20 protein-coding genes are annotated in these 25885 nt (G+C 69.3%); 12 read left to right on the top strand and 8 right to left on the bottom strand.

The genetic code is table 11. From position 1 onward, the window contains the following. Window positions 1-18: 18 nt before the first annotated feature. The 5 genes from J7E94_RS02870 to J7E94_RS02850 form a co-directional block, all read right to left on the bottom strand. Complete coding sequence (locus J7E94_RS02870; RefSeq protein WP_215012015.1) at window positions 19-1404, bottom strand: cytochrome P450; 1386 nt, start codon at window positions 1402-1404, stop codon at window positions 19-21. Window positions 1405-1510: 106 nt separating this feature from the next. Beyond that, window positions 1511-1720 (bottom strand): NUDIX domain-containing protein, encoded by a 210-nt coding sequence (locus J7E94_RS35285; protein ID WP_308344447.1) that lies wholly within the window; start codon window positions 1718-1720, stop codon window positions 1511-1513. Then, window positions 1717-2358, bottom strand: coding sequence for a bifunctional 2-polyprenyl-6-hydroxyphenol methylase/3-demethylubiquinol 3-O-methyltransferase UbiG (locus tag J7E94_RS02860; RefSeq protein WP_251056034.1), 642 nt, complete (start codon window positions 2356-2358; stop codon window positions 1717-1719). Before J7E94_RS02860 ends, J7E94_RS35285 begins: the two co-directional genes overlap by 4 nt. Window positions 2359-2666: 308 nt before the next feature. Continuing rightward, window positions 2667-4196 carry a UDP-N-acetylglucosamine 1-carboxyvinyltransferase gene (locus J7E94_RS02855; protein WP_215012014.1) on the bottom strand — a complete coding sequence of 510 codons (1530 nt, stop codon included), beginning with the start codon at window positions 4194-4196 and terminating at the stop codon, window positions 2667-2669. 57 nt (window positions 4197-4253) lie between these two features. Next, window positions 4254-4643: a MarR family transcriptional regulator gene (locus J7E94_RS02850; RefSeq protein WP_308344446.1), complete on the bottom strand. Its 390-nt coding sequence runs from the start codon at window positions 4641-4643 to the stop codon at window positions 4254-4256. Between the two features lie 61 nt (window positions 4644-4704). Here J7E94_RS02850 and J7E94_RS02845 point away from each other — a divergent pair, with 61 nt between their 5' ends. The 5 genes from J7E94_RS02845 to J7E94_RS02825 all read left to right on the top strand — a co-directional run bounded on the left by J7E94_RS02845 (window position 4705) and on the right by J7E94_RS02825 (window position 12083). After that, window positions 4705-5304 (top strand): haloalkane dehalogenase, encoded by a 600-nt coding sequence (locus J7E94_RS02845; RefSeq protein ID WP_215012011.1) that lies wholly within the window; start codon window positions 4705-4707, stop codon window positions 5302-5304. A gap of 399 nt (window positions 5305-5703) precedes the next feature. Then, the gene (gene acnA / locus J7E94_RS02840) at window positions 5704-8421 is read left to right on the top strand and encodes an aconitate hydratase AcnA (RefSeq protein WP_308344445.1); all 2718 of its coding nucleotides are present in this window, start codon (window positions 5704-5706) and stop codon (window positions 8419-8421) included. A gap of 332 nt (window positions 8422-8753) precedes the next feature. Beyond that, a complete protein-coding gene (ngcE, locus tag J7E94_RS02835) occupies window positions 8754-10178 on the top strand; it encodes an N-acetylglucosamine/diacetylchitobiose ABC transporter substrate-binding protein (protein WP_374224379.1) in 1425 nt (474 codons plus the stop codon). 20 nt (window positions 10179-10198) lie between these two features. Beyond that, window positions 10199-11143: a carbohydrate ABC transporter permease gene (locus tag J7E94_RS02830; protein WP_215012006.1), complete on the top strand. Its 945-nt coding sequence runs from the start codon at window positions 10199-10201 to the stop codon at window positions 11141-11143. A gap of 13 nt (window positions 11144-11156) precedes the next feature. After that, a complete protein-coding gene (locus tag J7E94_RS02825; protein ID WP_215012005.1) occupies window positions 11157-12083 on the top strand; it encodes a carbohydrate ABC transporter permease in 927 nt (308 codons plus the stop codon). Here J7E94_RS02825 and J7E94_RS02820 read toward each other — a convergent pair. Both J7E94_RS02820 and J7E94_RS02815 read right to left on the bottom strand, forming a co-directional pair. Further along, a complete protein-coding gene (locus J7E94_RS02820) occupies window positions 12076-12867 on the bottom strand; it encodes a YafY family protein (protein WP_215012004.1) in 792 nt (263 codons plus the stop codon). The genes J7E94_RS02825 and J7E94_RS02820 overlap by 8 nt on opposite strands. A gap of 10 nt (window positions 12868-12877) precedes the next feature. Continuing rightward, window positions 12878-13816 (bottom strand): alpha/beta hydrolase, encoded by a 939-nt coding sequence (locus J7E94_RS02815; protein WP_215012003.1) that lies wholly within the window; start codon window positions 13814-13816, stop codon window positions 12878-12880. A gap of 425 nt (window positions 13817-14241) precedes the next feature. Here J7E94_RS02815 and J7E94_RS02810 point away from each other — a divergent pair, with 425 nt between their 5' ends. From J7E94_RS02810 to J7E94_RS02785, 6 genes are all read left to right on the top strand, one after another. Then, a complete protein-coding gene (locus tag J7E94_RS02810) occupies window positions 14242-15456 on the top strand; it encodes an ROK family transcriptional regulator (protein ID WP_215012002.1) in 1215 nt (404 codons plus the stop codon). 129 nt (window positions 15457-15585) lie between these two features. Continuing rightward, window positions 15586-16686: a sugar ABC transporter substrate-binding protein gene (locus tag J7E94_RS02805; protein ID WP_215012000.1), complete on the top strand. Its 1101-nt coding sequence runs from the start codon at window positions 15586-15588 to the stop codon at window positions 16684-16686. A gap of 159 nt (window positions 16687-16845) precedes the next feature. Next, a complete protein-coding gene (locus tag J7E94_RS02800; RefSeq protein WP_215011998.1) occupies window positions 16846-17634 on the top strand; it encodes an ATP-binding cassette domain-containing protein in 789 nt (262 codons plus the stop codon). 26 nt (window positions 17635-17660) lie between these two features. Continuing rightward, window positions 17661-18941 (top strand): sugar ABC transporter permease, encoded by a 1281-nt coding sequence (locus J7E94_RS02795; RefSeq protein ID WP_215012040.1) that lies wholly within the window; start codon window positions 17661-17663, stop codon window positions 18939-18941. Between the two features lie 249 nt (window positions 18942-19190). Further along, window positions 19191-21140, top strand: a complete 1950-nt coding sequence (gene dxs, locus J7E94_RS02790; protein WP_215011995.1) for a 1-deoxy-D-xylulose-5-phosphate synthase — start codon at window positions 19191-19193, stop codon at window positions 21138-21140. Window positions 21141-21427: 287 nt separating this feature from the next. Next, on the top strand, window positions 21428-22924 hold the full coding sequence (locus J7E94_RS02785) for an amino acid permease (protein ID WP_308344441.1): 1497 nt from the start codon (window positions 21428-21430) through the stop codon (window positions 22922-22924). 20 nt (window positions 22925-22944) lie between these two features. Here the strand turns inward: J7E94_RS02785 and J7E94_RS02780 are convergent, their stop codons facing one another. Continuing rightward, window positions 22945-24015, bottom strand: coding sequence for an LCP family protein (locus tag J7E94_RS02780; RefSeq protein ID WP_215011991.1), 1071 nt, complete (start codon window positions 24013-24015; stop codon window positions 22945-22947). Between the two features lie 176 nt (window positions 24016-24191). On the opposite strand from J7E94_RS02780, the gene J7E94_RS02775 reads away from it, so the two are divergent. Continuing rightward, window positions 24192-25790: a hypothetical protein gene (locus J7E94_RS02775; protein ID WP_215011990.1), complete on the top strand. Its 1599-nt coding sequence runs from the start codon at window positions 24192-24194 to the stop codon at window positions 25788-25790. Window positions 25791-25885: the final 95 nt, after the last annotated feature.

Genomic DNA, 25885 nt, shown 5'->3' with positions numbered 1-25885 from the left:
CATGATGGCCGGATGGCGCTAGCCGTCCAAGCGACGGACCCGGCAGCGCGCCGGGCCGTCCGTCCGCAGGGTGATTCCGGCGCTGACCGGGATGTCGGTGTCCACGGCCTCGAACTCGTACGTCCGCAGGATCATCGCCAGCGCGATCACCGACTCCAGCATCGAGAAGTGCTGCCCGATGCAGGCGCGCGGGCCGCCGCCGAAGGGGAACCAGGCGTAGCGCGGCCGGGCCGCCTCCGCCTCCGGCGCGAAGCGCTCCGGGTCGAAACGGTCCGGGTCGGGCCAGTAGCGGGGATGGCGGTGTGTCACCCACGGCGCCAATATCACGTCCGCGCCCGCGGGGACGGTGTGGCCGCCGATCTCGGTGGCGGCGACGGCCTTGCGGCCGATGACCGGGGCGGCCGGGTAGAGCCGCATGGCCTCCTTGAGGACCTGGGTGAGGTACGGGAGCCGGTCCAGGTCGGCGGCCTCGGGCGTACGGTCACCCAGGACCCGGGAGATCTCCTCGCGGGCCCGGCTCTGCTCCTCGGGGTGGCGGGCGAGCAGGTGCAGGGCGAAGGAGAGGGAGGTGGCGGTCGTCTCGTGCCCGGCGAGAAGGAAGATCAGCACCTGGTCGCGCAGCTCGGAGGCGTCGAACTCCCCGTCGTCCGAGCTCTTCGCGGCGGCGAGCAGCGTCAGCAGATCCTCGCCGGGGCCTTCGGCGGCGGACGCGGCCCGCCGCTCGCCGATGATCTCGTCGCACACCGCATAGAGCTCGTCCATCGCGGCCGCCGCCCGCTTGTTGGCCGGAGTCGGCCAGCTACGGGGGAAGTTGGCGGGGGAGTAGCCGCGGCGCAGCACGTACTCGGTGATGACCGGAAAACACCGGTCGACCACGTCGACGGTGGCCTCCACGTCGGTGCCGAAGAGGATCCGGGCGACCGCGCGCAGGGCGAGGCGCATCATCTGCTCGGAGACGTCGACGATCCCGTCGGGGGCCTGCTCCCAGGCGTCGACGACCGACGCGGTCTCGGCGGCGACGGCCTCCGTGTAACCGTCCACCCGGCGCCGGGTGAACAGCGGCTGCACCAGACGGCGCTGGCGCAGGTAGTCCTCGTCCTGACTGGTCAGCAGCCCGTTGCCGAAAGAGTCGCGGACCTCCTGGTAGAAGGGGTTGTCCTTGCGGAAGTTGGCCGACTCCGAGGCGAGCACCTGCTGCGCGCCCTCCGCGGAGAAGACGCAGTACAGCTCGACGCGCAGCCCGGGCGGGCCGGCGGTGATCCGTACGACGTCGCCGTGCCGGTGCTGCGCCCGCAGGTAGGTGCCGAGCGAGTCCGACTTCAGCTCGAAGAGCGACCCCAGCAACGGCACCCCCGCCAGTGCGGGAACCTCCGCACCGACCCCTGCGCCCGTACCGACTGCCATGTCCGCCCCCTCGTCCCGTCCCAACCCCCCGATTCTGCCGGTCCCCCCAGCGTGATGGCGAGGACGACCACCCCATCAGGCCGAAACCCACCGGTCGCCCCCCCCGCTACCCCTCCAGGCACTCGCGCACGGCGCACTCCCACGGCGTCTCCCCGGGATCCATGTTCCCGCCCGGCCACTGCCAGACCTCGGTGGAGTTGGTGGCGCGCAGCTGGACGGGCCGGCCGCGGGTGTCGGTGAAGTAGAGGCAGGCGTACGAGGTCGCGCGGGCGATGGTCTCGATGTACTGCCCGGGCGGGAGCCAGGCGGAGGTCACGCCGCCTCCACCCAGGCCCGGACCATGAGCGTGCCGAGGTCGAGTGGGTCGGGGGCCTCCAGCACCTGGGCCTCCACGCGGCCGAACCCCGCCTCCGCCAGCATCTCCTCGTACATCTGCGGCGTGTACGACCACCGCTTGACCGCGATGGGCCGCCCCCGGAGGGCCCCCGGATACATCCCCTGTGGGCCGTAACAGCCGTCCACCGCCGGCCCGTGCGTGAAGAGCAGGATGCCCTTCGGCGTGAGCCTCTTGCGGATCAGCGGCAGCAGTTCGCGGGGGTTGGTGAACCACACCGCCCCGAAGCGGGAGCTCACCGCGTCGAAAGCCTCGTCCGTACGCGTGAGGAATGCGGTGGCGTCCTGCTGGAAGAACCGCGCGGGCAGTCCTGCGCACCGCTTCCGGGCGCGGTCCACGTGCGCCGGAGCGAGGTCCAGGCCGGTCACGGGAATGCCTTGGCGGGCGAAGAGCACCAGTTCCAACGCGTCACCGCATCCCAGCTCCAGCACACTGGCGGGTGCGCCGAGCAAGTCCAGGCCGGGGCCGTGACCCTCGTACTGCGTCCATCCGCGGAATTCGGCGTCGTCCCATTCGACCACGCCCCACCCTTCGGCGTACGTGTCCCAGTAGTTGTTCAACGGGAACTCCCGTCGGCGCTGGTCGGCTTGCGGAGCCGTCGTTCACGGCGGGCGGTCCATGGGGCGGCGAGGGGTTCGTCTTCGGGGTTCATCGTCGTACCTCCGTCGAACAGGATCAGCACCCTACCGACCCGGAAGGGCGGCCAGCACTCCCTCGATCCGGTGACGAGCGGCCCGGTTGCCGATGGGCCTGATCCTGTCCCGCGGCGCATGACGAAGGCCCCGCTGCTCGGAGGTGAGCAGCAACGGGGCCTTCGAAGTGTGGAGTTGCGGCTGACCGGCCGTCAGCGGTCCTGCGGGCCGCAGGCTCAGATGTCGCGGAAGATTTCGATCTGGGCGCCCACCGAGTTGAGGCGCTCGGCCAGTTCCTCGTAGCCGCGGTTGATGACGTAGACGTTGCGGAGTACCGAGGTGCCCTCGGCTGCCATCATCGCCAGGAGGACGACCACCGCCGGGCGGAGAGCCGGGGGGCACATCATCTCTGCCGCGCGCCAGCGGGTGGGGCCCTCGACCAGGACGCGGTGGGGGTCCAGGAGTTGGAGGCGGCCGCCGAGGCGGTTGAGGTCGGTGAGGTAGATCGCGCGGTTGTCGTACACCCAGTCGTGGATCAGGGTCTGGCCCTGGGCGACGGCGGCGATGGCCGCGAAGAACGGGACGTTGTCGATGTTCAGCCCGGGGAACGGCATCGGGTGGATCTTGTCGATCGGGGCTTGGAGCTTGGAGGGGCGGACCGTGAGGTCGACCAGGCGGGTGCGGCCGTTGTCGGCGGTGTACTCCGCCGAGCGGTCGTGGTCCAGGCCCATCTCCTCCAGGACCGCGAGCTCGATCTCCATGAACTCGATCGGAACCCTGCGGATGGTCAGCTCCGACTCCGTGACGACCGCGGCGGCGAGCAGGCTCATCGCCTCGACCGGGTCCTCGGAGGGGGAGTAGTCCACGTCCACGTCGATGTTCGGGACGCCGTGGACGGTGAGCGTGGTGGTGCCGACGCCCTCGACCTTGACGCCGAGCGCCTCCAGGAAGAAGCACAGGTCCTGGACCATGTAGTTGGAGGAGGCGTTGCGGATGACCGTGACGCCGTCGTGCCGGGCGGCGGCCAGGAGCGCGTTCTCGGTGACGGTGTCCCCGCGCTCGGTCAGCACGATCGGGCGGTCCGGGGAGACTCCGGCCTCGACCTTGGCGTGGTAGATGCCCTCGGTCGCGGTGATGTCCAGGCCGAAGCGGCGCAGGGCGATCATGTGGGGCTCGATGGTGCGGGTGCCGAGGTCGCAGCCGCCGGCGTACGGGAGGCGGAACTGGTCCATCCGGTGCAGCAGGGGGCCCAGGAACATGATGATGCTGCGGGTCCGGCGGGCGGCGTCCGCGTCCATGGCGTCCATGTCGATGCGGGCCGGCGGGATGAGCTCCAGGTCCACGCCGTCGTTGATCCAGCGGGTGCGCACGCCGATGGAGTTCAGCACCTCGAGGAGGCGGTAGACCTCCTCGATACGGGCCACCCGCCTCAGGACCGTACGGCCGTTGTTGAGGAGGGAGGCGCACAGCAGGGCGACACAGGCGTTCTTGCTCGTCTTGACGTCGATGGCGCCGGACAGCCGGCGGCCGCCGACGACCCGCAGATGCATCGGGCCGGCGTAGCCGAGGGAGACGATCTCGCTGTCGAGAGCTTCACCGATTCGGGCGATCATCTCAAGGCTGATGTTCTGATTGCCGCGCTCGATCCGGTTCACGGCGCTCTGGCTGGTGCCGAGCGCGTCGGCCAGCTGACTCTGTGTCCAGCCCCGGTGCTGCCGGGCGTCACGGATGAGCTTGCCGATGCGTACGAGGTAGTCGTCTGCCATGGCTGCACCGTATCTCACATATGAGATGTCGATCGCGTCGGGTGGGGCAGACGGGTGTTACCGACCGTCAGCTTCCATGCCCGCGCCCGCTGACGCGTGGTGCGCGACGAGCCGGCCCAGGAGGTGCGTGAGCTGCTTCCGCTCCTGCTCGGACAGGGGGGACAGGAGTGTCTCCTGGGCCGCGTCGAGGAGTTGTTCGAGCTTGCGCAGCCGCCGCCGGCCGAGCGGCGTGAGGGTGATGACGTTGCGCCTGCGGTCTTCGGGGTCCGGGGTCCGCTGCACCAGTTCGCGCTCGGCGAGTTCGTTGATGACGGCGACGAGGTCGCTGCGGTGGATACCGGTGCGGCCGCTCAGGGCGGCCTGGCTCGCCGGTCCGGACTCCTCCAGGGCAACCAGGGCCGCATAGTGCCATTTACGGGCATCTGCCCCACTCAGTCCCTCGGTCACCAGGCGTTGGGCGTGCGCCGAGGCCGACGCCTGGTTCGACGCCCTCGGGCTCGGCGAGGTGGTGCTGGTCGGCCAGGACTGGGGCGGGGCGCTCGCCTTCGACTGGGCCGCCCGGCATCCGGAGCGGGTGCGCGGCCTCGCCTTCATGGAGACGATCCTGCGACCGATGGGCTGGGAGGAGTACCCGCCGGCCGCCCGGGCCCGGTTCCAGGCCATCCGCACCCCGGGCGTGGGCGAGGAGATGGTCCTGGACCGGAACCTCTTCATCGAGGACAGCATCCGGCAGACGGTGCTGCACCCGATGAGCGAGGCCGACCGGGTGGTCTACGCCGCCCCCTACCCGTCCCGCGAGAGCCGGCTGCCGATGCTCCAGTGGGCCCGCTCGCTGCCGATCGACGGGGAGCCGGCCGATGTGGTCGCCCGGGTCGAGGAGTACGACGCCTGGCTGTCGGCCTGCCCGCAGATCCCCAAGCTCCTGCTCACCTTCGACGGCTCGCCCGCTCTGATGGTCGGCGCCGAGGCGATCGCCTGGTGCGAGGAGAACATCTCGGCGCTGGAGACCGAGTACTGCGGCGCCGCCGCCCACCTCTGCCCGGAGGACCGGCCCGAGGAGATCGCCGCCGCCGTCAACTCCTGGGCCGCCCGCCACGCCCTGCGCTGATGCGGCGGCCGTCAACTCCTGTCCGCCCGCCACGCCCAGCGCTGACGCGGCTCCAGCTGCGCGAACCCCGGCGCCCGCGGAGCCGGCCGTTCGGCGACCCGCCCCCGATGAGTGGTCGCAGAGACCCGAATGGACCGCTCCGCCTGGAGCGCCGCGAGAATCCGGGCAGGCGGAAGCGGCCCCCCGGCCGGCGGATGTGACAGATCCCGGACAGCGCGCCTCGTTGCGATCCCCGGACATGTACTAGAGTTATCTCGACATCGAGATATCTGCCAAGGCGTACCGCAGTCGCCCCCGCCGGTAAGGGTTACCTAACTTAGCCTTACCTTAGCGGATTGGCCATGGGGCGTGGCGGCAGGATGCGGTAAACGCGCGAATTCATGCATGAAGGAGACTGTCGTGTCGGCGAACAGCTTCGACGCCCGCAGCACGCTGCAGGTGGGCGACGAGTCGTACGAGATCTTCAAGCTGGACAAGGTCGAGGGCTCCGCCCGCCTTCCCTACAGCCTGAAGATCCTGCTGGAGAACCTGCTCCGTACCGAGGACGGCGCGAACATCACCGCCGACCACATCCGGTCGCTCGGCAACTGGGACTCCCAGGCCAAGCCCAGCGAGGAGATCCAGTTCACGCCGGCCCGCGTGATCATGCAGGACTTCACCGGTGTTCCCTGCGTCGTGGACCTCGCCACCATGCGTGAGGCCGTCAAGGCCCTCGGCGGCGACCCGTCCAAGATCAACCCGCTGGCCCCGGCCGAGCTGGTCATCGACCACTCCGTCATCGCCGACAAGTTCGGCACCAACGACGCGTTCGCCCAGAACGTGGAGCTGGAGTACGGCCGCAACAAGGAGCGCTACCAGTTCCTGCGCTGGGGCCAGACCGCCTTCGACGAGTTCAAGGTCGTCCCCCCGGGCACCGGCATCGTCCACCAGGTCAACATCGAGCACCTGGCCCGCACCGTCATGGTCCGTAACGGCCAGGCGTACCCCGACACCCTCGTCGGCACCGACTCGCACACCACCATGGTCAACGGCCTCGGTGTGCTCGGCTGGGGCGTCGGCGGCATCGAGGCCGAGGCCGCGATGCTCGGCCAGCCGGTCTCCATGCTGATCCCGCGCGTCGTGGGCTTCAAGCTGACCGGCGAGCTGCCCGCCGGCACCACCGCCACCGACCTGGTGCTCACCATCACCGAGATGCTGCGCAAGCACGGCGTCGTCGGCAAGTTCGTCGAGTTCTACGGTGAGGGCGTCTCCGCCACCTCCCTCGCGAACCGCGCCACCATCGGCAACATGTCGCCGGAGTTCGGCTCCACCGCCGCGATCTTCCCGATCGACGACGAGACCCTGAAGTACCTGCGCCTGACCGGCCGCGACGCCCAGCAGGTCGCGCTCGTCGAGGCGTACGCCAAGGAGCAGGGCCTGTGGCTGGACCCGGCCGCCGAGCCGGACTTCTCCGAGAGGCTGGAGCTCGACCTCTCCACGGTCGTCCCCTCCATCGCCGGCCCCAAGCGCCCGCAGGACCGCATCGTCCTCGCGAACGCCGCCGAGCAGTTCGCCCTGGACGTGCGCAACTACGTCGACGACGTGGACGAGGCGGGCATCGAGTCCTTCCCGGCCTCCGACGCCCCGGCGAACCACCCGGACGGCGCCCCGTCGAAGCCCACCCCGGTCACCCTGGCCGACGGCTCGTCCTTCGAGATCGACCACGGCGCCGTCACCGTCGCCGCGATCACCTCCTGCACCAACACCTCGAACCCCTACGTCATGGTCGCCGCGGCGCTCGTGGCCAAGAAGGCGGTCGAGAAGGGCCTGACCCGCAAGCCGTGGGTCAAGACCACCCTGGCCCCGGGCTCGAAGGTCGTCACCGACTACTTCGACAAGGCCGGCCTGACCCCGTACCTCGACAAGATGGGCTTCAACCTCGTCGGGTACGGCTGCACCACCTGCATCGGCAACTCCGGTCCGCTGGACGAGGAGATCTCGAAGGCGATCAACGAGCACGACCTCGCGGTCACCTCGGTGCTCTCCGGCAACCGCAACTTCGAGGGCCGGATCAACCCCGACGTCAAGATGAACTACCTGGCGTCCCCGCCGCTGGTCGTCGCGTACGCCATCGCGGGCTCCATGAAGGTGGACATCACCACCGAGGCCATCGGCATCGACACCGAGGGCAAGCCGGTCTACCTCAAGGACATCTGGCCCTCCGAGGCCGAGGTCAACGACGTCGTGGCGAACGCCATCGGCGAGGACATGTTCAACAAGTCCTACCAGGACGTCTTCGCGGGCGACGCCCAGTGGCAGGCGCTGTCGATCCCGACCGGCAACACCTTCGAGTGGGACCCGCAGTCGACCTACGTCCGCAAGCCCCCCTACTTCGAGGGCATGACGATGGAGACCACCCCGGTCTCCGACATCGCCGGCGCCCGCGTGCTGGCGAAGCTGGGCGACTCGGTCACCACCGACCACATCTCCCCGGCCGGTGCGATCAAGGCCGACACCCCGGCCGGCAAGTACCTCACCGAGCACGGCGTCGAGCGCCGCGACTTCAACTCGTACGGTTCCCGCCGCGGCAACCACGAGGTCATGATCCGCGGTACCTTCGCCAACATCCGCCTGCGCAACCAGATCGCGCCGGGCACCGAGGGCGGCTTCACCCGCGACTTCACCGTCGACGGCGCGCCGGTCTCCTTCATCTACGACGCCTCGCAGAACTACCAGGCCGCCGGCATCCCGCTGGTCATCCTGGCGGGCAAGGAGTACGGCTCCGGCTCCTCCCGCGACTGGGCCGCCAAGGGCACCGCGCTGCTCGGCGTCAAGGCCGTCATCGCCGAGTCCTACGAGCGCATCCACCGCTCCAACCTGATCGGCATGGGCGTCCTGCCCCTGCAGTTCCCCGAGGGCGCCACGGCGGCCTCCCTGGGCCTCACCGGCGAGGAGACCTTCGCCTTCACCGGTGTGGAGGAGCTGAACAACGGCACCACCCCGCGCACCGTCAAGGTCACCACCGACACCGGTGTGGAGTTCGACGCGGTCGTCCGCATCGACACGCCGGGTGAGGCGGACTACTACCGCAACGGCGGAATCATGCAGTACGTGCTCCGCAACCTCATCCGAGGCTAAGGGCGCGCCAAGCGGAGTCATTCTCCGCTTATCGGCACCATAGGGCCGTATCCCCGTTAAGGGGGTACGGCCCTTCCGCTTTTCCGGGGTGTCCCCGGCGGTCGGGGCCAGGTGACGGAGAGGTCTCAACTCGGAAAAGCCGAGGTCCATAGTTGTGCACGATCTTGCTCAGGCGAGCGGAAGTGGACTATACCTGTGCCCGTCCGGACCATCGCGAGACGAGCGGCCCCGGACCGGGGGATGGGCGGGGACCTGCGGTGATGTCCGCATGCGCGGCGACCGGGGTGATTTCCGGCCTCCTTCACACTTCTGACGAAGGCGAGGACATGAGCATGGGATCCACTGGTGAGGGCCTCGGCCGCCGCGATCTGATCAAGCGCTCCGCAGCACTCGGACTGATCACGGTGCCGACGATGAGCTTCCTGTCCGCCTGCGCCTCCGGCGGTGAGGACACCACGAAGGGCCCGGACAAGGGTGCGGTGACCAAGGAGAACCCCTTCGGCGTGGCCAAGGGCGGCAAGCTGGACGTCGTCGTCTTCAAGGGCGGGTTCGGCGACGACTACGCCAAGGCCTGGGAGGCCGCCTTCGACAAGAAGTGGGGCACCACCAGCTCCCACCTGGGCACCCAGGAGATCACCGGAAAGCTCCAGACGCGCTTCAACGGCGGAAACCCGCCGGACGTCGTCGACGACTCCGGTGCCCAGAAGATCAAGCTGGACGTGCTCTTCAAGAGCAACCAGCTCGCCGACCTCACCCCCGTGCTGGACGCACCCTCGCTTGACGACCCGAACAAGAAGGTCCGGGACACGCTGATCGCGGGCACCGTCGAACAGGGCATGCAGGGCGGAAAGTTCGTATCGCTGAACTACGTGTACACCGTCTTCGGCCTCTGGTACTCCGGCAAGCTCTTCAAGGAGAAGGGCTGGACGCCGCCGAAGACCTGGGACGAGTTCCTCGCGGTCTGTACGAAGGCCAAGGAAGCCGGCATCGGCGGCCTCGCCCACCAGGGCAAGTTCCCGTACTACATCAACGTCGTCATCATGGATCTGATCGCCAAGAAGGGCGGTCTGGAGGCCATGAAGGCGATCGACAACCTTGAGCCCAACGCCTTCGAGGGCAACGCGGCCGCCCTCGCCGCCGTCGAGGCGGTCTACGAAGTGGTCGAGAAGGACCTGATGCTGCCGGGCACCAACGGCCTGACGCACACGGAGTCCCAGACCGCCTGGAACCAGTACAAGGCCGCCTTCATCCCCTCCGGCTCCTGGCTGGAGAACGAGCAGCTCAAGCAGACGCCCGAAGACTTCGACATGCAGTTCCTGCCGGTGCCGCTGCTCGCCGACAGCAAGCTGCCTTTCGAGGCCATCCGGGCCGGCGCCGGCGAGCCGTTCATCGTCCCGGAGAAGGCGGCCAACAAGGCCGGGGGGCTGGAGTTCATCCGCTCGATGCTGTCCCGCGAATGGTCGACCCTCTTCGCCCAGCAGGCCAACTCGCTCACCGTGGTCAAGGACGGCGTGGACCCGAACGTGAAGCTGCGCCCGGGCACCCAGTCGGCGGTGACGGCCCTCAAGGCGGCGGGGACGAACACCTTCAACTACCTTTATCCCGACTGGTACAGCGAGATGGACACGGCGATCCAGGACGCGTCCAATGAGCTGATGGCCAAGCGTATTCAGCCGAAGGAGTGGATCAAGCGCGCCCAGGCTGCGGTAAACAAGGCGGCGCAGGACCCCAACGCCAAGAACAACAAGCGCAGCTGACCCCCGCAGGGACGGACACCATGAGCCAAGTAGCCCAGGGCAGAGGACGGGGCGGCTTCATCGCCGGCTTCCTCCTCGCGCCCCTCGCGCTGTACCTGACCTTCGTCATCTGGCCGTACGTACAGACGTTCGGCTATTCCTTCACCAACTGGACGGGCCAGTCACCGACGTTCGATTTCGTCGGGATCGACAACTACTCGGCCCTGATGAAGGACGAGGTCTTCCGCGGCGCCCTGTGGCACAACCTGCTGCTCTTGGTGTTCGTCCCGACCGTCACCATCCTGCTCGCCCTCTTCTTCGCCTTCATGGTGAACGCGGGCGGGCGGGGCGGGGCCGGCGGGGTGCAGGGCGTGCGGGGGTCGGCGTTCTACAAGATCGTCTATTTCTTCCCGCAGGTCCTCTCCCTCGCCATCCTCGCGGTGCTCTTCGGGGCCGTGTACCGCACCGACGAGGGCGGCCTGCTCAACGGCGTCCTCATCAAGCTCGGCCTGGTCGACCCGCTGCACCCGGTCGAATGGCTGAACGAGCCCAGGTTCGTGCTCTGGTGCCTGCTCGTCGTGGTCGTCTGGCACGGCGTCGGCTTCTACCTCGTGCTGTTCTCGGCGGCCATGCAGTCCGTCCCCAAGGACATCTACGAGGCGGCGCTGCTCGACGGCGCCGGGCGCGCCCAGACCTTCTTCAAGGTCACCCTGCCCCTGCTGTGGGATTCTGTGCAGACTTCCGCGGTCTACCTGGGAATCGCCGCGATGGACATGTTCGTCCTGGTGTCGACCATGACCTCGGGCCAGTTCGGAGGCGGACCCGACCACCACAGTGAGGTCATGGCGACGGTGCTGATGAGGAACTTCCTCTACTTCGGCAAGAGCGGCTACGCCTGCGCCATGGGCGTGGTCATGCTCGTCCTCACCATGATCCTCTCCGTCATCACGCTGCGCGCCACCCGCCGCGAGCGCATCGAGTTCTGAGCGGGAGACCACAATGACCACAGTGATCAAGGCGCCGGGCGAGGCCGCCGCGGAGCAGCCCGGCGGAGCCGGCCCGACCGGGGAGCGGGGCGCCCGCCGCTCTGAGGGCATGGCCCTCAACGTCTTCTCCCACGGCTTCCTCGCCGTCTGGGCCATATTGATCGTCCTGCCCCTGATCTGGCTGGCGCTCGGCTCCTTCAAGACCGACGCGCAGATCGGCGGCTCGGCCCTGAGCTGGCCCTCCAACTGGAACGTCGACGCCTTCGGCCGGGCCTGGGACAAGGGCATCGGCGACTATTTCGCCCACACGCTGATCGTGATGGCGTTCTCGGTTCCGCTGACGATGCTGCTCGGCTCGATGGCGGCGTACGTCCTGGCCCGCTACCCCTTCCCAGGCAACCGGTTCATCTACTACTTCTTCGTCAGCGGGGCGATGTTCCCCGTCTTCCTGGCGCTCGTCCCGCTGTTCTTCATGGTCAAGCGGTTCGACATGCTGAACACGTACCACGGCCTGATCCTCGTGTACGTCGCCTACTCGATGCCGTTCACCGTCTTCTTCATGCACTCGTTTTTCCGGACGCTCCCGACGGCGGTGCACGAGGCGGCGGTGATCGACGGGGCCTCCGACACCCGGATCTTCTTCCAGGTGATGGTGCCGATGGCCAAGCCCGGGCTGATCAGCGTCGGGATATTCAACATCCTGGGCCAGTGGAACCAGTACATCCTGCCTTCCGTGCTGATGCAGCCCCAGACGGGATCGGACCCCGAGCGCTACCTGCTCACCCAGGGCCTGATCCAGCTCCAACAGCAGCAGGGATACGAGACCGACCTCCCGGTGCTGTTCGCCGGCGTGACCATCGCGATGATCCCGATGCTGGTGGTCTACCTGTCCTTCCAGCGCCAGATCCAGGCCGGGCTGACCTCCGCGACGCTCAAGTAGGCCTGACGTCACCGTGCCGGGCCGGCGGCCGGCCGGTGGCCTGGCCGGGCCGGGACGGCGCCGGACTCGGCGCGGGCGTGAGTGAAGCCAGCGTCGTGGGCTGCACGGCGCCGGCTGCGGCCGAGCCGCGCAGCAGTTCGGTCAGGTCGTGGCGCTGAGCCCGCTCAGTGGTGGGAGCCGCTGCTGTGATGCGGTCCAGCCGGAAGCCCCGCCCGGCCTGTCGCATGCGGCACCAGGCGATGACGTACCACCGGCCGTCGGCGGTGAGCAGTCCGGCAGGTTCCACCACGCGGTCGCTTGGGCGTCCTGCCGCGTCGGTGTAGCACAGCCGCAGGACCGTGGGTGTGGTGAGGGCCTGTTCCACTGCAGCGCGGACCGTGGAGTCGGCCGGCGAGGGCAGCGTAACGATCCGTGCGGCGAGTTCCTGCGCCGCCGCCGAGACGGTACCGGTCATCGAGGCCGCGATCTTCTGGGCTGCCGTGCGGGCCGCACCGGAGTACGGGGCGCAGGCGTCGGCCGCGGCGAGGGCGACCGCCAGTGCCGAGGCCTCATCGGCGGTGAAGTGGATCGGGGGCAGGGTCATCGCCGGGTCGATCGACCAGCCCCCGCCTCGCCCGGGTGCGGTGCGTACCGGGACACCGGTCTCCATCAGCGCCTGCAGGTCGCGCTGCACCGTACGCGTGCTCACCTCGAATCGCGCGGCGAGCGCCGCGACCGTCAGCGGCCGCGGCGCCGCCGCGCGCAGCTCTTCCACCAGCGCGTAGAGCCGGGCAGTGCGGTTCATGCCGGCGACGCTACCGTCCCGTGGTGGACAGGAAGTCCTGCTCGCGCCGCAGCTCCCGCTCGGTGACGGTCAGCGGGAACAGAGTGAAGCCGTGCATGGCGCCGGCGACGACATCGAGCTGCACGGGCGCGCCTGCCGCTTGCCACCGCCCGGCCAGGAACAGCGAGTCGTCCAGCAGCGGATCCTCGGTGCCGACGACGATCCGGGCCGGCGGCAAGCCGGCAAGGTCGGCGAACAGCGGTGAGACCTCGGGATCACGGCGCTGCTCCGCCCCCATGCCCGGTGTGAACAGCTCATAGGTCCGCCGCAGTGTGTCGGTATTGCTCGGCAGCCGCTTGGAGCCGAACGACCGCTGGCTCGGCGTCATCGACAGGTCGTAGGGGCCGAAGAGCAGGTGGGCCGCCCGGAACGCGCCGGTGATGCCGTGCCGGTCGCGAAGGCGCAGCAGGGTCACGACGCTGAGGTGGGCACCGGCCGATTCACCGCCGATCAGCAGCCGGTCGGTACCGAACCCGGCCGCGGCGTTCTTCACCAGCCACCGGGCAGCCGCTTCGCAGTCGTCGGGCCCGGCGGGGAACGGATGTTCGGGCGCGAGACGGTAGTCCACGCTCACCACGGCCAGCCGTGCCCGCTCGGCGAGCAGCCACAGCCTCTCGTCCTGCCCGTCCGCGGAACCGAACGCCCAGCCGCCTCCGTGGAGGTGCAGGTACACGCCGTCAACGCGGTCCGGCACGAAGACCCGTACCTTCACCCCGCCCTCAACGACGCGGTCTTGGCCGTGCGGCAGTCTCACCGGTGGCGTGTCGCCACCGAGCCGGTTGCTCCGCAGCGCGGCCGGCAGGGCTGCGTCCGGTGTCCCTTCGCGCGCCGGCCGGCTCACGGCAGTGGCCTCGAACCGCTTGTTGAAGGCCAGGGTCTCGGCGAGGCAGTCCTCATCTGTGATCGTCATGCTGCCAAGGCTCGCAGCCGTCCGCGACAACGTCCTGTCACTGTTTGCCGGAGAGCTGCGTCACACTCCTTCCGCACCGCCTGCCGGTCACGGACTGGAGCCAGGTGTCGAACGTGCGGATGTACCAGGTCTTCACGAACGGGGTGAGCGTGCGGTAGGCGAGCAGTACGCCGATCAGCCAGGCCGGAAAGGCCGCAGAGGATCGGCGCCTCGGCGACCGGAACACGATCTCGGCGACCGCTCTCTCCCCCTTATGGCCGATAGTGGCCGTTTCGTGCTGTCTCAGGCTCTTGACGTGTGGATGCGCAAAGGCTCGACTTAAGGTTCACAAGTTGGAGAGACGCCGGGGTCTCGCAGCGCGAGCCGCGACGTCCCGGCCGGGGGGCGACGGCTTGCCGTCGCTTATGGGCAGGAGTGGATGAGTCGTGCAGACTCCCGGATCGCAGTCCTCGCTGCATCGCGCGAATCTCGAACGGGTCGTGCGGGCGGTGCGCCTCGCGGGTTCGCTGACCCAGGCGGAGATCGCCCGCACCACCGGACTGTCGGCGGCCACGGTCTCCAACATCGTCCGCGAGCTCAAGGAGAGCGGGACCGTCGAGGTCACCGACACCTCGGCGGGCGGCCGGCGGGCGCGCAGCGTCTCGCTCAGCGGTGACGCGGGCATCGTCATCGGTGTCGACTTCGGCCACACCCACCTGCGGGTGGCGGTCGGGAACCTCGCCCACCAGGTGCTGGCCGAGGAGGCCGAGCCGCTGGATGTGGACGCCTCCTGGACGGAGGGCTTCGACCGGGCGGAAGCGCTGGTCGGGCGGCTGATCGCGGGCATCGGGGTGGGGCTGGAGAAGGTCATCGGCGTCGGGCTCGGCGTCCCGGGCCCGATCGATGTGGAGTCCGGGACCCTGGGCTCGACCGCGATCCTGCCGGGATGGGCGGGGATCAACCCCCGCCAGGAGCTCTCGCAGCGCCTCGGGGTGCCGGTCTACGTGGACAACGACGCCAACCTCGGAGCCCTCGGCGAACTCGTTTGGGGGAGCGGGCGGGGAGTAAAGGACCTCGCGTACATCAAGGTGGCCAGCGGCGTGGGCGCCGGGCTGGTCATAAACGGCCGGATCTACCGGGGGCCGGGCGGCACCGCGGGCGAGATCGGGCACATCACGCTGGACGAATCCGGCCCGGTCTGCCGCTGCGGGAACCGCGGCTGCCTGGAGACCTTCGCCGCGGCCCGGTACGTCCTGCCGCTCCTCCAGGGCACGCACGGACCGGAGTTGACGATGGAGCGGGTGGTCGAACTGGCCCGCGGCGGGGACCCGGGCTGCCGCCGGGTGATCACCGACGTGGGCCGCCACATCGGCAGCGGCGTGGCCAGCCTCTGCAACCTCCTGAACCCGAGCCGGGTGGTCCTGGGCGGCTCCCTGGCGGAAGCGGGTGAACTGGTGCTGGCGCCCATCCGTGAATCCGTGGGGAGGTACGCGATTCCGAGCGCGGCCCGCCAGTTGTCGGTGCTCACGGGCTCCCTGGGCGGCCGGGCCGAGGTGCTGGGCGCGCTGGCGCTCGTACTCAGCGAGATGGGCGATTCGACGCTTTTGTCAGATCATGGAAGTGGAGTGCGAACGCCCGCCGTCTTGCCTTCAGGTAGATAACAGATGGCACCGTTGTCATCTCGTTAAGGATTCACTCCTTGACGGCAAAACGCGGCCGGGGTTGACTCACATCCACCTCGGCCGCAGTGTTGCGGCCTCGTCAGGGAGGTTCAAGAAATGAACACTCGTATGCGTAGAGCCGCTGTAGCCGTCGCAGCCGGAGCGATGGCCGTTTCGCTCGCCGCGTGTGGCAGCGCCAAGGAGGCCGGCGAGAAGCCGAAGGCCTCCGGCTCCGCCGCGGGCGACGCGATCAAGATCGGCCTGCTCCTGCCGGAGAACCAGACCGCGCGTTACGAGAAGTTCGACAAGCCGCTCATCGAGAAGAAGGTCGCCGACCTCACCGGTGGCAAGGGCCAGGTCGTCTACGCCAACGCCAAGCAGGACGCGACCACGCAGAACTCCCAGGTCGACACGATGATCACCAACAAGGTGAACGTCCTGATCGTCGACGCCGTGGACTCCAAGGCCATCGCCGGCTCGGTCAAGAAGGCCAAGGACGCCGGTATCCCGGTCGTCGCCTACGACCGCCTCGCCGAGGGCCCGATCGACGCCTACACCTCCTTCGACAACGAAGAGGTCGGCAAGGTCCAGGGCAAGGCCCTGCTGGAGGCGCTGGGCGACAAGGCCAAGGACGGCCAGATCGTCATGATGAACGGTTCGGTCACCGACCCGAACGCCAAGCTCTTCAAGTCCGGTGCGCACTCCGTCCTCGACGGCAAGGTGAACATCGGCAAGGAGTACGACACCGTCGAGTGGAAGCCGGAGAACGCCAACACCAACATGGCGGCCGCGCTCTCCGCGCTCGGCAAGGACAAGGTCATCGGCGTCTACTCCGCCAACGACGGCATGGCCGGCGGCATCATCACCGCCCTCAAGGCGGCCGGCGTCTCCCCCCTGCCCCCGGTCACCGGCCAGGACGCCGAGCTCGCCGGTGTGCAGCGGATCGTTGCGGGCGAGCAGTTCATGAGCGTCTACAAGCCGTACGCCCCCGAGGCCGAGGCCGCCGCGAAGATGGCCGTCGCCCTCGCCAAGGGCGAGAAGATCGACGACATCATCAACCAGAACGTCGACAGCCCCACCACGAAGGGCGTGCCCTCCGTGCTGATCCCGGTCGTCTCGCTCACCAAGAACAACATCAAGGACACCGTCGTCAAGGACGGCGTCTACAAGGCCGACGAGATCTGCACCGACAAGTACGCGGCCGCCTGCGCCACCGTCGGCCTGAAGTAGCGGCCCCCGCCGCCTCCTCGCGAGGCGGCCCCCGTGCCTGTCCGGCGCCCCGCCCCCTCTTTCCCCGCCATCCGCGGGGCGCCGGGCAGAAACGTTTCCCCCATTCGCCCCGCTCCTGCTCTTTTGCACGACATCCCCGCCGGTCAGGCGGCGAAGGAGATGGTTCATGTGTCCGCTGCGCCCGTGCTGGCGTTGCGAGGGGTCTCGAAGCGGTTCGGCGCCGTTCAGGCCCTGACCGACGTAGAACTCGAGATCCACTCCGGTGAGGTGGTCGCCCTCGTGGGCGACAACGGCGCCGGCAAGTCCACGCTGGTCAAGACGATCGCCGGCGTGCACCCCATCGATGACGGCGTCATCGAGTGGGAGGGCCGTCCGGTCTCCATCGGAAAGCCCCATGACGCCCAGAACCTGGGCATCGCGACGGTCTACCAGGACCTGGCGCTGTGCGACAACATCGACGTCGTCGGCAACCTCTTCCTCGGCCGCGAGCTCAAGCGCCGCGGCGTCCTGGACGAGGTGGAGATGGAGCGCCGCGCCCGCGAGCTCCTGACCACGCTGTCCATCCGGATACCCAGCGTCCGGATCCCCATCGCCTCGCTCTCCGGCGGCCAGCGCCAGACCGTGGCGATCGCCCGCTCCATGCTGGGCGAGCCCCAGCTCGTCATCCTCGACGAGCCCACCGCGGCCCTCGGCGTCGAGCAGACCGCGCAGGTCCTCGACCTGGTGGAGCGGCTGCGCGAGCGCGGCCACGCCGTCATCCTCATCAGCCACAACATGGCCGATGTGAAGGCCGTCGCCGACAAGGTGGCGGTTCTGCGGCTGGGCCGCAACAACGGTGTCTTCAACGTCGCCGACACCTCGCAGGAAGAGATCATCTCCGCCATCACGGGAGCCACGGACAACGCCGTGACCCGCCGGGCGGCCCGCACCGGGGAGGCTCGCAAGTGAGCACCGAGAACCAAGCCGCCGACCCGCTGCACACGCCGGAGGAAGCGCACACCAAGGTCGTCAACCCGGCCGCCGCGCACGACGCCATCCCGGCCGTGGACCCCCGCCTGCTCGTACGCGAGGAGGGCCTCGCCGGATACCTGAGCGAGTTCGGGCGCCGGATGAAGGCGGGCGACCTGGGCTCCATCCCGGTCGTCATCGGCCTGGTCATCATCTGGAGCATCTTCCAGGGCCTGAACGCGAACTTCCTCTCCCCGGAGAACCTCAGCAACATCGCGATCACGATGACCGCCACCGGCATGATGGCCGTCGGCATCATCTTCGTGCTGCTGCTGGGCGAGATCGACCTCTCGGTCGGCTCCGTCAGCGGCGTCTCGGGTGCGATCGTCGCCGTCCTCGCCGTGACCCACGGCGTGAACGAATGGCTCGCGATCCTCGCCGCCGTCGTCGGCGGCGCCCTGATCGGCTCCATCCACGGCTTCTTCTTCGCCCGGATCGGCGCCCCCGCCTTCGCCGTCACCCTGTCGGGCCTGCTGTTCTGGTCCGGCGCGATGCTGCAGATCCTGGGCAGCAACGGCACGGTCAACCTCGACTCCGAGGGTGTGGTCGGCAAGCTGACCACGTACTTCTTCTCGGACGTGGCCGTCGGCTACGGGCTGGCCGCCGTCGCGGTGGCCGGGTACTTCCTCGCCACCTTCTTCGACGCGCGCCGCCGCGAGGCCGCCGGGGTCCCCTCCCGGCCGCTCGCCGAGATCCTGCTGCGCACCGGCCTGCTCGCCTTGTTCACCTTCGGTCCCGCGATCGTGTTCAACCAGTACAAGGGCCTGCCGCTCGCGGTGGTGCTCTTCCTGCTGGCCCTGGTCGGCACGGACTTCGTCCTGCGCCGCACCTCCTTCGGCCGCCAGGTCTTCGCGCTCGGCGGCAGCGTCGAGGCCTCCCGCCGCGCCGGCATCAACGTCAACCGGGTCCGGATCACGGTCTTCGCGATCGCCGGCACCTTCGCCGCCATCGGCGGGCTCTTCTGGGCCTCCAAGATCGCGGCGGCCAACCAGAGCGCCGGCGCCGGCGACCTGCTGATGAACGTCATCGCGGCGGCCGTCATCGGCGGCACCAGCCTCTTCGGCGGCCGGGGCCGGACCTGGAACGCCCTCCTCGGCGTCATGGTCATCACCTCGATCCAGTACGGTCTGGCCCTGGAGGGAATCGCGACGCCGATCCAGTACATGATCACGGGAGCCGTGCTGCTGGCCACCGTGGTGATCGACTCGATCACGCGCAAGACCCAGAAGACGGCCGGACGCGCCTGACGCGCGTCCGGAGGCGCTTCCGGCGGTAAGACAGGTCACAGTGCCCGGTGCCACTCCGTGTGGCGCCGGGCATCCGTGCGTACATGTGTGCGCACGGCTGTGCGGGTTTGCGCCCTTATGTGATGTGTGATCGCGCAATGGTGCGTACATGTATGACAAAGGTGTGGCTCACCCGGGCAGCCGGATGACCGGTCCCGCGAGCGGAACATTAGACTCGACAGACCAGCCAGCAACTGCAAGGAGGCACGGGTGCTGCTGACCCGCATCAAGGGACCGCGCGATCTGGACCGGCTCAGCCAGGAGGAGCTCAACCAGCTCGCCGCGGAGATCAGGTCGTTCCTCGTCGACGCCGTCTCCAAGACCGGCGGGCACCTCGGCCCCAACCTCGGTGTGGTCGAGCTGACGATCGCCCTGCACCGGGTCTTCGACTCGCCCAAGGACAAGGTCCTCTTCGACACCGGCCACCAGGCCTACGTCCACAAGCTGCTCACGGGCCGCCAGGACTTCGGCAACCTGCGCTCCAAGGGCGGCCTGTCCGGCTACCCCTCGCGCGCCGAGTCCGACCACGACGTGATCGAGAACTCGCACGCCTCCACCGTGCTCGGCTGGGCCGACGGCATCGCCAAGGCCAACGAGGTGCTCGGCCGCGAGGACCACCACGTCGCCGCCGTCATCGGCGACGGCGCGCTGACCGGCGGCATGGCCTGGGAGGCGCTGAACAACATCGCCGCCGCCAAGGACCGCCCCCTGGTCATCGTCGTCAACGACAACGAGCGCTCCTACGGTCCCACCATCGGCGGCCTCGCCAACCACCTGGCCACCCTGCGCACCACGGACGGCTACGAGCGCTTCCTGGCCCGCGGCAAGGACCTTCTGGAGCGCACCCCGGTCGTCGGGAAGCCGCTCTACGAGACCCTGCACGGGGCCAAGAAGGGCCTCAAGGACTTCATCGCGCCGCAGGGCATGTTCGAGGACCTGGGCCTGAAGTACATCGGCCCCATCGACGGCCACGACATCGAGGCCCTGGAGTCGGCGCTCCAGCGCGCCAAGCGCTTCAGCGGCCCGGTCATCGTGCACTGCCTCACCCAAAAGGGCCGGGGCTACGAGCCGGCCGTCCAGGACGAGGCCGACCGCTTCCACGCGGTCGGCGTCATCCACCCGGACACCGGCCTGCCGGTCTCCACCGACGCCGCCAGCTGGACCTCCGTCTTCGCCGACGAGATGGTCAAGCTGGGCAGGGAGCGCAAGGACATCGTCGCGATCACCGCGGCCATGCTCCAGCCGGTCGGCCTGAAGAAGTTCGCGGACGCCTATCCCGACCGCATCTTCGACGTGGGCATCGCCGAGCAGCACGGCGCCACTTCGGCGGCGGGCCTGGCGACCGGCGGCGCCCACCCGGTCTTCGCGGTGTACGCCACCTTCCTCAACCGCGCCTTCGACCAGGTCCTGATGGACGTCGCCCTGCACAAGTGCGGAGTCACCTTCGTCCTGGACCGGGCCGGTGTCACCGGCACCGACGGCGCCTCCCACAACGGCATGTGGGACATGTCCATCCTCCAGGTCGTCCCGGGCCTGCGCCTCGCCGCCCCGCGCGACGCCGAGCAGCTGCGCGCGCAGCTGAACGAGGCCGTCCTCGTCAAGGACGCGCCGACCGTGGTGCGCTTCTCCAAGGGCGTCGTCGGCCCGGCCGTCCCGGCCGTCGGCCGGATCGGCGGCATGGACGTGCTGCGCACCCCGGCCCCCGAAGTCACCCTCCCCCTCGGCCCTTCGGGCCTGGGAGGTGCCTCCACGGACGTACTGCTCGTCTCGGTCGGCGCACTCGCCCCGATGTGCCTGGAGATCGCCGACCTGCTCGACAAGCAGGGCATCTCCACGACCGTCGTCGACCCCCGATGGGTCAAGCCGGTGGACGAGGCGCTGGCCCCGCTCGCGGACCGGCACCGGGTCGTCGTCACCGTCGAGGACAACAGCCGCGCCGGCGGTGTGGGCTCGGCCGTCGCGCAGGCGCTGCGCGACGCGGGCGTGGACGTGCCGCTGCGCGACTTCGGCATTCCGCAGCGCTTCCTCGACCACGCCACCCGCAAGGAGGTCATGGCCGAGATCGGCCTGACCGCCCCGGACATCGCCCGGCAGGTCACCGGCCTGGTGGCCAAGCTGGACGGGCGCTACGACAGCGAGGCGGCCGCCACCCTCGACTAGGCCCGTACTTCGCAGGTCACCCGTTAGGAACGCCTCAACTCAAGATCGTTGGCCGATCTCGGCCGCGTTGGCCCAGCCGTGACAGACCGCACGGCGTCAACTATCCGATGGCGACCGATCGCGACCGGTTGATCTTCACGATCGGGTGACCTGCGAAGTCCGGGACTAGGACGGGTACGGGGCCACTGGGCCGCCGCGCGGTTGCACGTCACGGGCCGGGAGATCACCCTGAGGAGGGTGGGCCTCCCGGCCCTTTCTCGTGCGTCGCCGTGTTCGGAGGTGCGTTGGTGAGTACGGATCTGAACAGTCCCTTCCGCACCAAGTCGGTCGAACAGTCCATCCGGGACACCGAGGAGCCGGAACACCAGCTCCGCAAGTCGCTCTCCGCCTGGGACCTGACCGTCTTCGGCGTCGGCGTGATCATCGGTACCGGCATTTTCGTCCTCACCGGCAAGGTGGCCAAGGAAACCGCGGGCCCCGCCACCGCGCTGGCCTTCGTGGCCGCCGGTGTCGTGTGTGCCCTCGCCGCGCTCTGCTACGCCGAGTTCGCCTCGACCGTCCCGGTCGCCGGTTCGGCCTACACCTTCTCCTACGCCTCGATCGGCGAGCTGCCGGCCTGGATCATCGGCTGGGACCTGGTCCTGGAATTCGCCCTGGGCACCGCGGTGGTCGCCGTCGGCTGGTCCGGGTACGTCCGCTCCCTCATGGACAACGCGGGCATCCAGCTGCCCGCGTCCCTCCAGGGGCCCGACGTGCCGGGCGGCGCCTTCGACCTGCTGGCCTTCGTGCTCGTCCTGGTGCTGACCGCGATCCTGGTGGTCGGCGTGAAGCTGTCCGCGCGGATCACCGCCATCGTCGTCGCGATCAAGGTCACGGTGGTGCTCATCGTGATCATCGCCGGCCTCTTCTTCATCAAGGGCAGCAACTACAAGCCGTTCATCCCCAAGGCGGTGACGCAGGAGGGCGGTTCGGGCCTCGACGCGCCACTGGTGCAGCTGATCTTCGGCTACGAGCCCACGAACTTCGGCGTCATGGGCATCTTCACCGCCGCGTCCGTCGTCTTCTTCGCCTTCATCGGCTTCGACGTCGTGGCCACGGCGGCCGAGGAGACCAAGCTGCCCCAGAAGGACATGCCGCGCGGCATCATCGGCTCGCTGCTGATCTGCACCGTGCTCTACGTGGCGGTCTCGCTCGTGGTCACCGGCATGCAGCACTACAGCCAGCTGTCGGTGAGCGCCCCGCTGGCCGACGCCTTCAAGTCCGCCGGACATCCCGTGTACGGCGGCATCATCAGCTTCGGCGCCGCCGTGGGCCTCACCACGGTGTGCATGATCCTGCTGCTGGGCCAGACCCGCGTGTTCTTCGCGATGAGCCGCGACGGCCTGCTGCCGCGCTTCTTCTCGCGGACCCACCCGAAGTTCCGCACCCCGTACCGGCCGACGATCCTGCTCGGCGTCGTCATCGCGATCGTCGCCGGGTTCACCAGCATCAACGAGCTCGCGACCCTGGTGAACATCGGCACGCTGTTCGCGTTCGTGGTCGTGGCGCTCGGCGTGATCATCCTGCGCCGCAGCCGACCCGACCTGCACCGGTCGTTCCGGACCCCGTGGGTGCCGCTGGTCCCGATCCTGTCGATCGCCACCTCGGTCTGGCTGATGCTGAACCTGCCGGCCGAGACCTGGCTGCGCTTCGGGATCTGGATGGTGATCGGCCTCTTCGTGTACTTCCTGTACGGACGCAGCCACAGCCGGCTCGGCCGGCGGGGCCGCGACGCGAAGTTCTAGACCGAAGTTCCAGCAGGGGCTCAGCCCTTGGCGGGGGAGTCCTTGGCAGCGGCCGGGATCTTCTGGTCGTTGCGGAGGGCTTCCCACAGCTGGGTCGCCTGCGGCTCGGCCACGATCACGCGGTTGGGGTCGACCTTGTCGTAGGCGACCGGCAGCATGACCGTCTCCATGGTGTCCGGGTCCACGCCCTTCATGCTCTGCGCGAAGTCGGACAGCGCGGTGAGCGAGGCGAGGTCGGAGTCGGTGGTGAGCGACTTGGTGCCGGCGTCCGCGAGCTTGTAGAGCCGCGCCGGGTTGCCGAGGGCGTCCTGCTTCTTGATCTCGGACAGCATCGCCATCATGAACTGCTGCTGGAGCCCGATGCGCCCGAGGTCGCTGCCGTCGCCGTAGCCGTAGCGGGTCCGTACGAACTTCAGCGAGTCCGTGCCGTTCAGCCGGTGCTCGCCCGCGTCCAGCTTCAGGCCGCCCTTCGCGCCGCTCATCGGCTTGTCCAGGGTGACGGTGACCCCGCCGAGCGCGTCCACCAGTCCCTTGAACCCGGCGAAGTCCACCTCGACGAAGTGGTCCACGCGGATGCCCGACATCGACTCCACGGTCTTGACCACGCAGGCCGGACCGCCGAGCGAGTAGACGGAGTTGAACATGACCCGCTTCGCGGACGCGACGGTCTTGCCGTTGTCGCCCTTGCACTCGGGCCGGGTGATCAGGGTGTCGCGGGGGATGCTCACCGCGGTCGCCTTGGCCCGGCCCTCGGGTATGTGCACCAGCATCGCGGTGTCCGAGCGGGCTCCGCTGACATCGCCGTGGTCGAGGTCGCCGTTGGCTCCCGCACGGGAGTCGGAGCCGAGTACGAGGACGTTCTGCGCTCCGGCGACGACCTTCGGCGGGCGGTTGTCGCCGATCGCCTTGTCCAGGTCGACGCTGTCGATGTTCCCGTTCAGGTGGCTGTACGCCCACCAGCCGGCGCCCGCGGTGCCGAGGATCAGCACGGCGACCACGAGGAGGACGATCCTCAGAACGCGCCGCTTGCGCGGGCGTGCCCCGCGGCCTCCGGTCCGGCGGCGACTGCGTGCGGCGGTGTCTTGGGTCATACTGCTCGAATCCTCGGGGGGCCCTGGGGCGGACGTCAGTGGGTGCGGCCGTCCGGATGCCGCTGCACTATAAGCAGATTTCCGAGTCGAATGGGAGAGCGCTTATCGTCCTCCTGGTCGGTCGTGAAGCGGAAATCCCGGAGTCCGCGAAGCGCCAGGGAGGAGGAGAGGAAGCCATGGCCCGAGCAACCAGACGCCGTGCGCGACGCGGTGAGACGTCCCGTGAACCGCTGCCGGGCGCCGGCCCGCAGGCGACCCGGACGGCCCCCGTGGCGATCGTCGTGGCCGGCCCCGCCGATGCCGTTCCCCTCCTCCACTCCGAACCGGCCGGCTCCGTGATCGAGGTCATCTGCCTCGACGGCGGCGGCGACGCCGAGTACCGCGCGATGGAAGCGGCCGTCACCCAGGCGAAGCGACGCGGGTGCAGCTTCCCCGGAGAACCGTTCTTCCTCGACGCCGAGGCGGGCAGCCTCACCGGCCAGATCCTCGACGCCCTCCACGAGATCGGGCCGCTGCGCGTGCGGACCCTCGATCCGGACCCCGTGCACGACGACATCGACCGCGAACGCAAGCTCCCGATCGTCAACGAGCCGGCCGCGCGCGGCCAGGTGGCCCGCAGCGCGCTCAGGGCCGCCCGCCGCTACCAGCTGGAGGCCGGTACGCCGGTCTTCGTCGACTGCCGCAGGGCCGGCGCGGACGCCGAACTGCCCGCCGAGGCGTGCACGCGGTACCCGCTGCCCACCCGGTGGCTGATCACCGGCAAGGACGGCCGGCTGTCCGCCTACCTGCCCACGGCCGCCGGCGTCGTCCGCTGGACCGAGGGACCCACCGAGGCCGACGGCTGGCGGGGACCCGAGCTGCTCGAAGGCCCGGAGCTGATGCCCGGGCTGACCGTGCTGCGGGGGCCCGAGGGCTACGCGCACCTGATCGGTCTGAGCCGGACCACGCGCAGGGAGGGCGGCGTCGCCGTCGAGGTGGTCTGCGCCACCCAGTACCAGACGGGCCGCCCGGTCGGACCCTGGATCTCGATCGGCAATCCCAACGCCGCGAGCTGGCAGAAAGCGCGCGAAGTCGGATTTCCGGCAGCCACCTTCGACGCCGCCGGCGTTCTGCACCTGTTCGTCCGCAATTTCGGGCACAGCGTCAGTGTGCGGCGGCAGTCGCCCAAGGGGAGCCTGGCCGGCTGGGAGACGCTGCGCGGAATGCGGACGGCCGATGAAGTGGCGGCCTTCCCGGCCGCCGACGGCGGGGTGCACATGGTGGCGAGGGCGCGCGACGCCCGGGCCGCGGTGCACTGGTACCGGCGGGACGAGGCGTCGGGGTGGACGGAGAACCGCCGCATCCCCGTGAGCCCGTACCCCGGGAGCCTGTCCGCGGCCCCCGAGGCCGGCCTGGTGCGCTTCCGCTACGCGGGCAGCAACGAGGTCTGTGCCTGGTGGCCGGGTGCGCAGGCGCCGATCGGCCTCGGCGGGCCGGACGGGGTCGGTCCGGTCGCAGGGGTGGCGGGCGCCGACATCCAGGGGTGGGGCTGCACGGTGCTCGTGCGCGGCGGCGCCGGGAGAGTGACGGCCATCGGCGCGCACCCGGACGGGCGGCCGGACACGGGTGTGTGGTGGTCGGAGTCCGGGGAGCCCTCGGTGGTTCCCCCCGCGGCCGCGTTCGACAGCCGGGGCCGTGTGGTGATCGCCACAGTCGGGATGGACGGAAGACTGCGCGTTGCCCGCCAACAACTGGGATCCTCTGGCCTGGAGTTCACACAGTGGGACGTCCACTGAAGGGCATTGTGGCGGATCGCACGGTACGGGATGACCGGAGTTGTCATCCTGCGCCCTGGCTGGTGTCATACGTGTCTTGTTATGGTCGCTCAGCG

It is taken from the genome of Streptomyces sp. ISL-94, from assembly GCF_018614075.1.
GTDB lineage: Bacteria > Actinomycetota > Actinomycetes > Streptomycetales > Streptomycetaceae > Streptomyces.
Note: the sequence above shows the minus strand (reverse complement) of the source record. Positions and strands in the feature narration are given on the sequence as shown.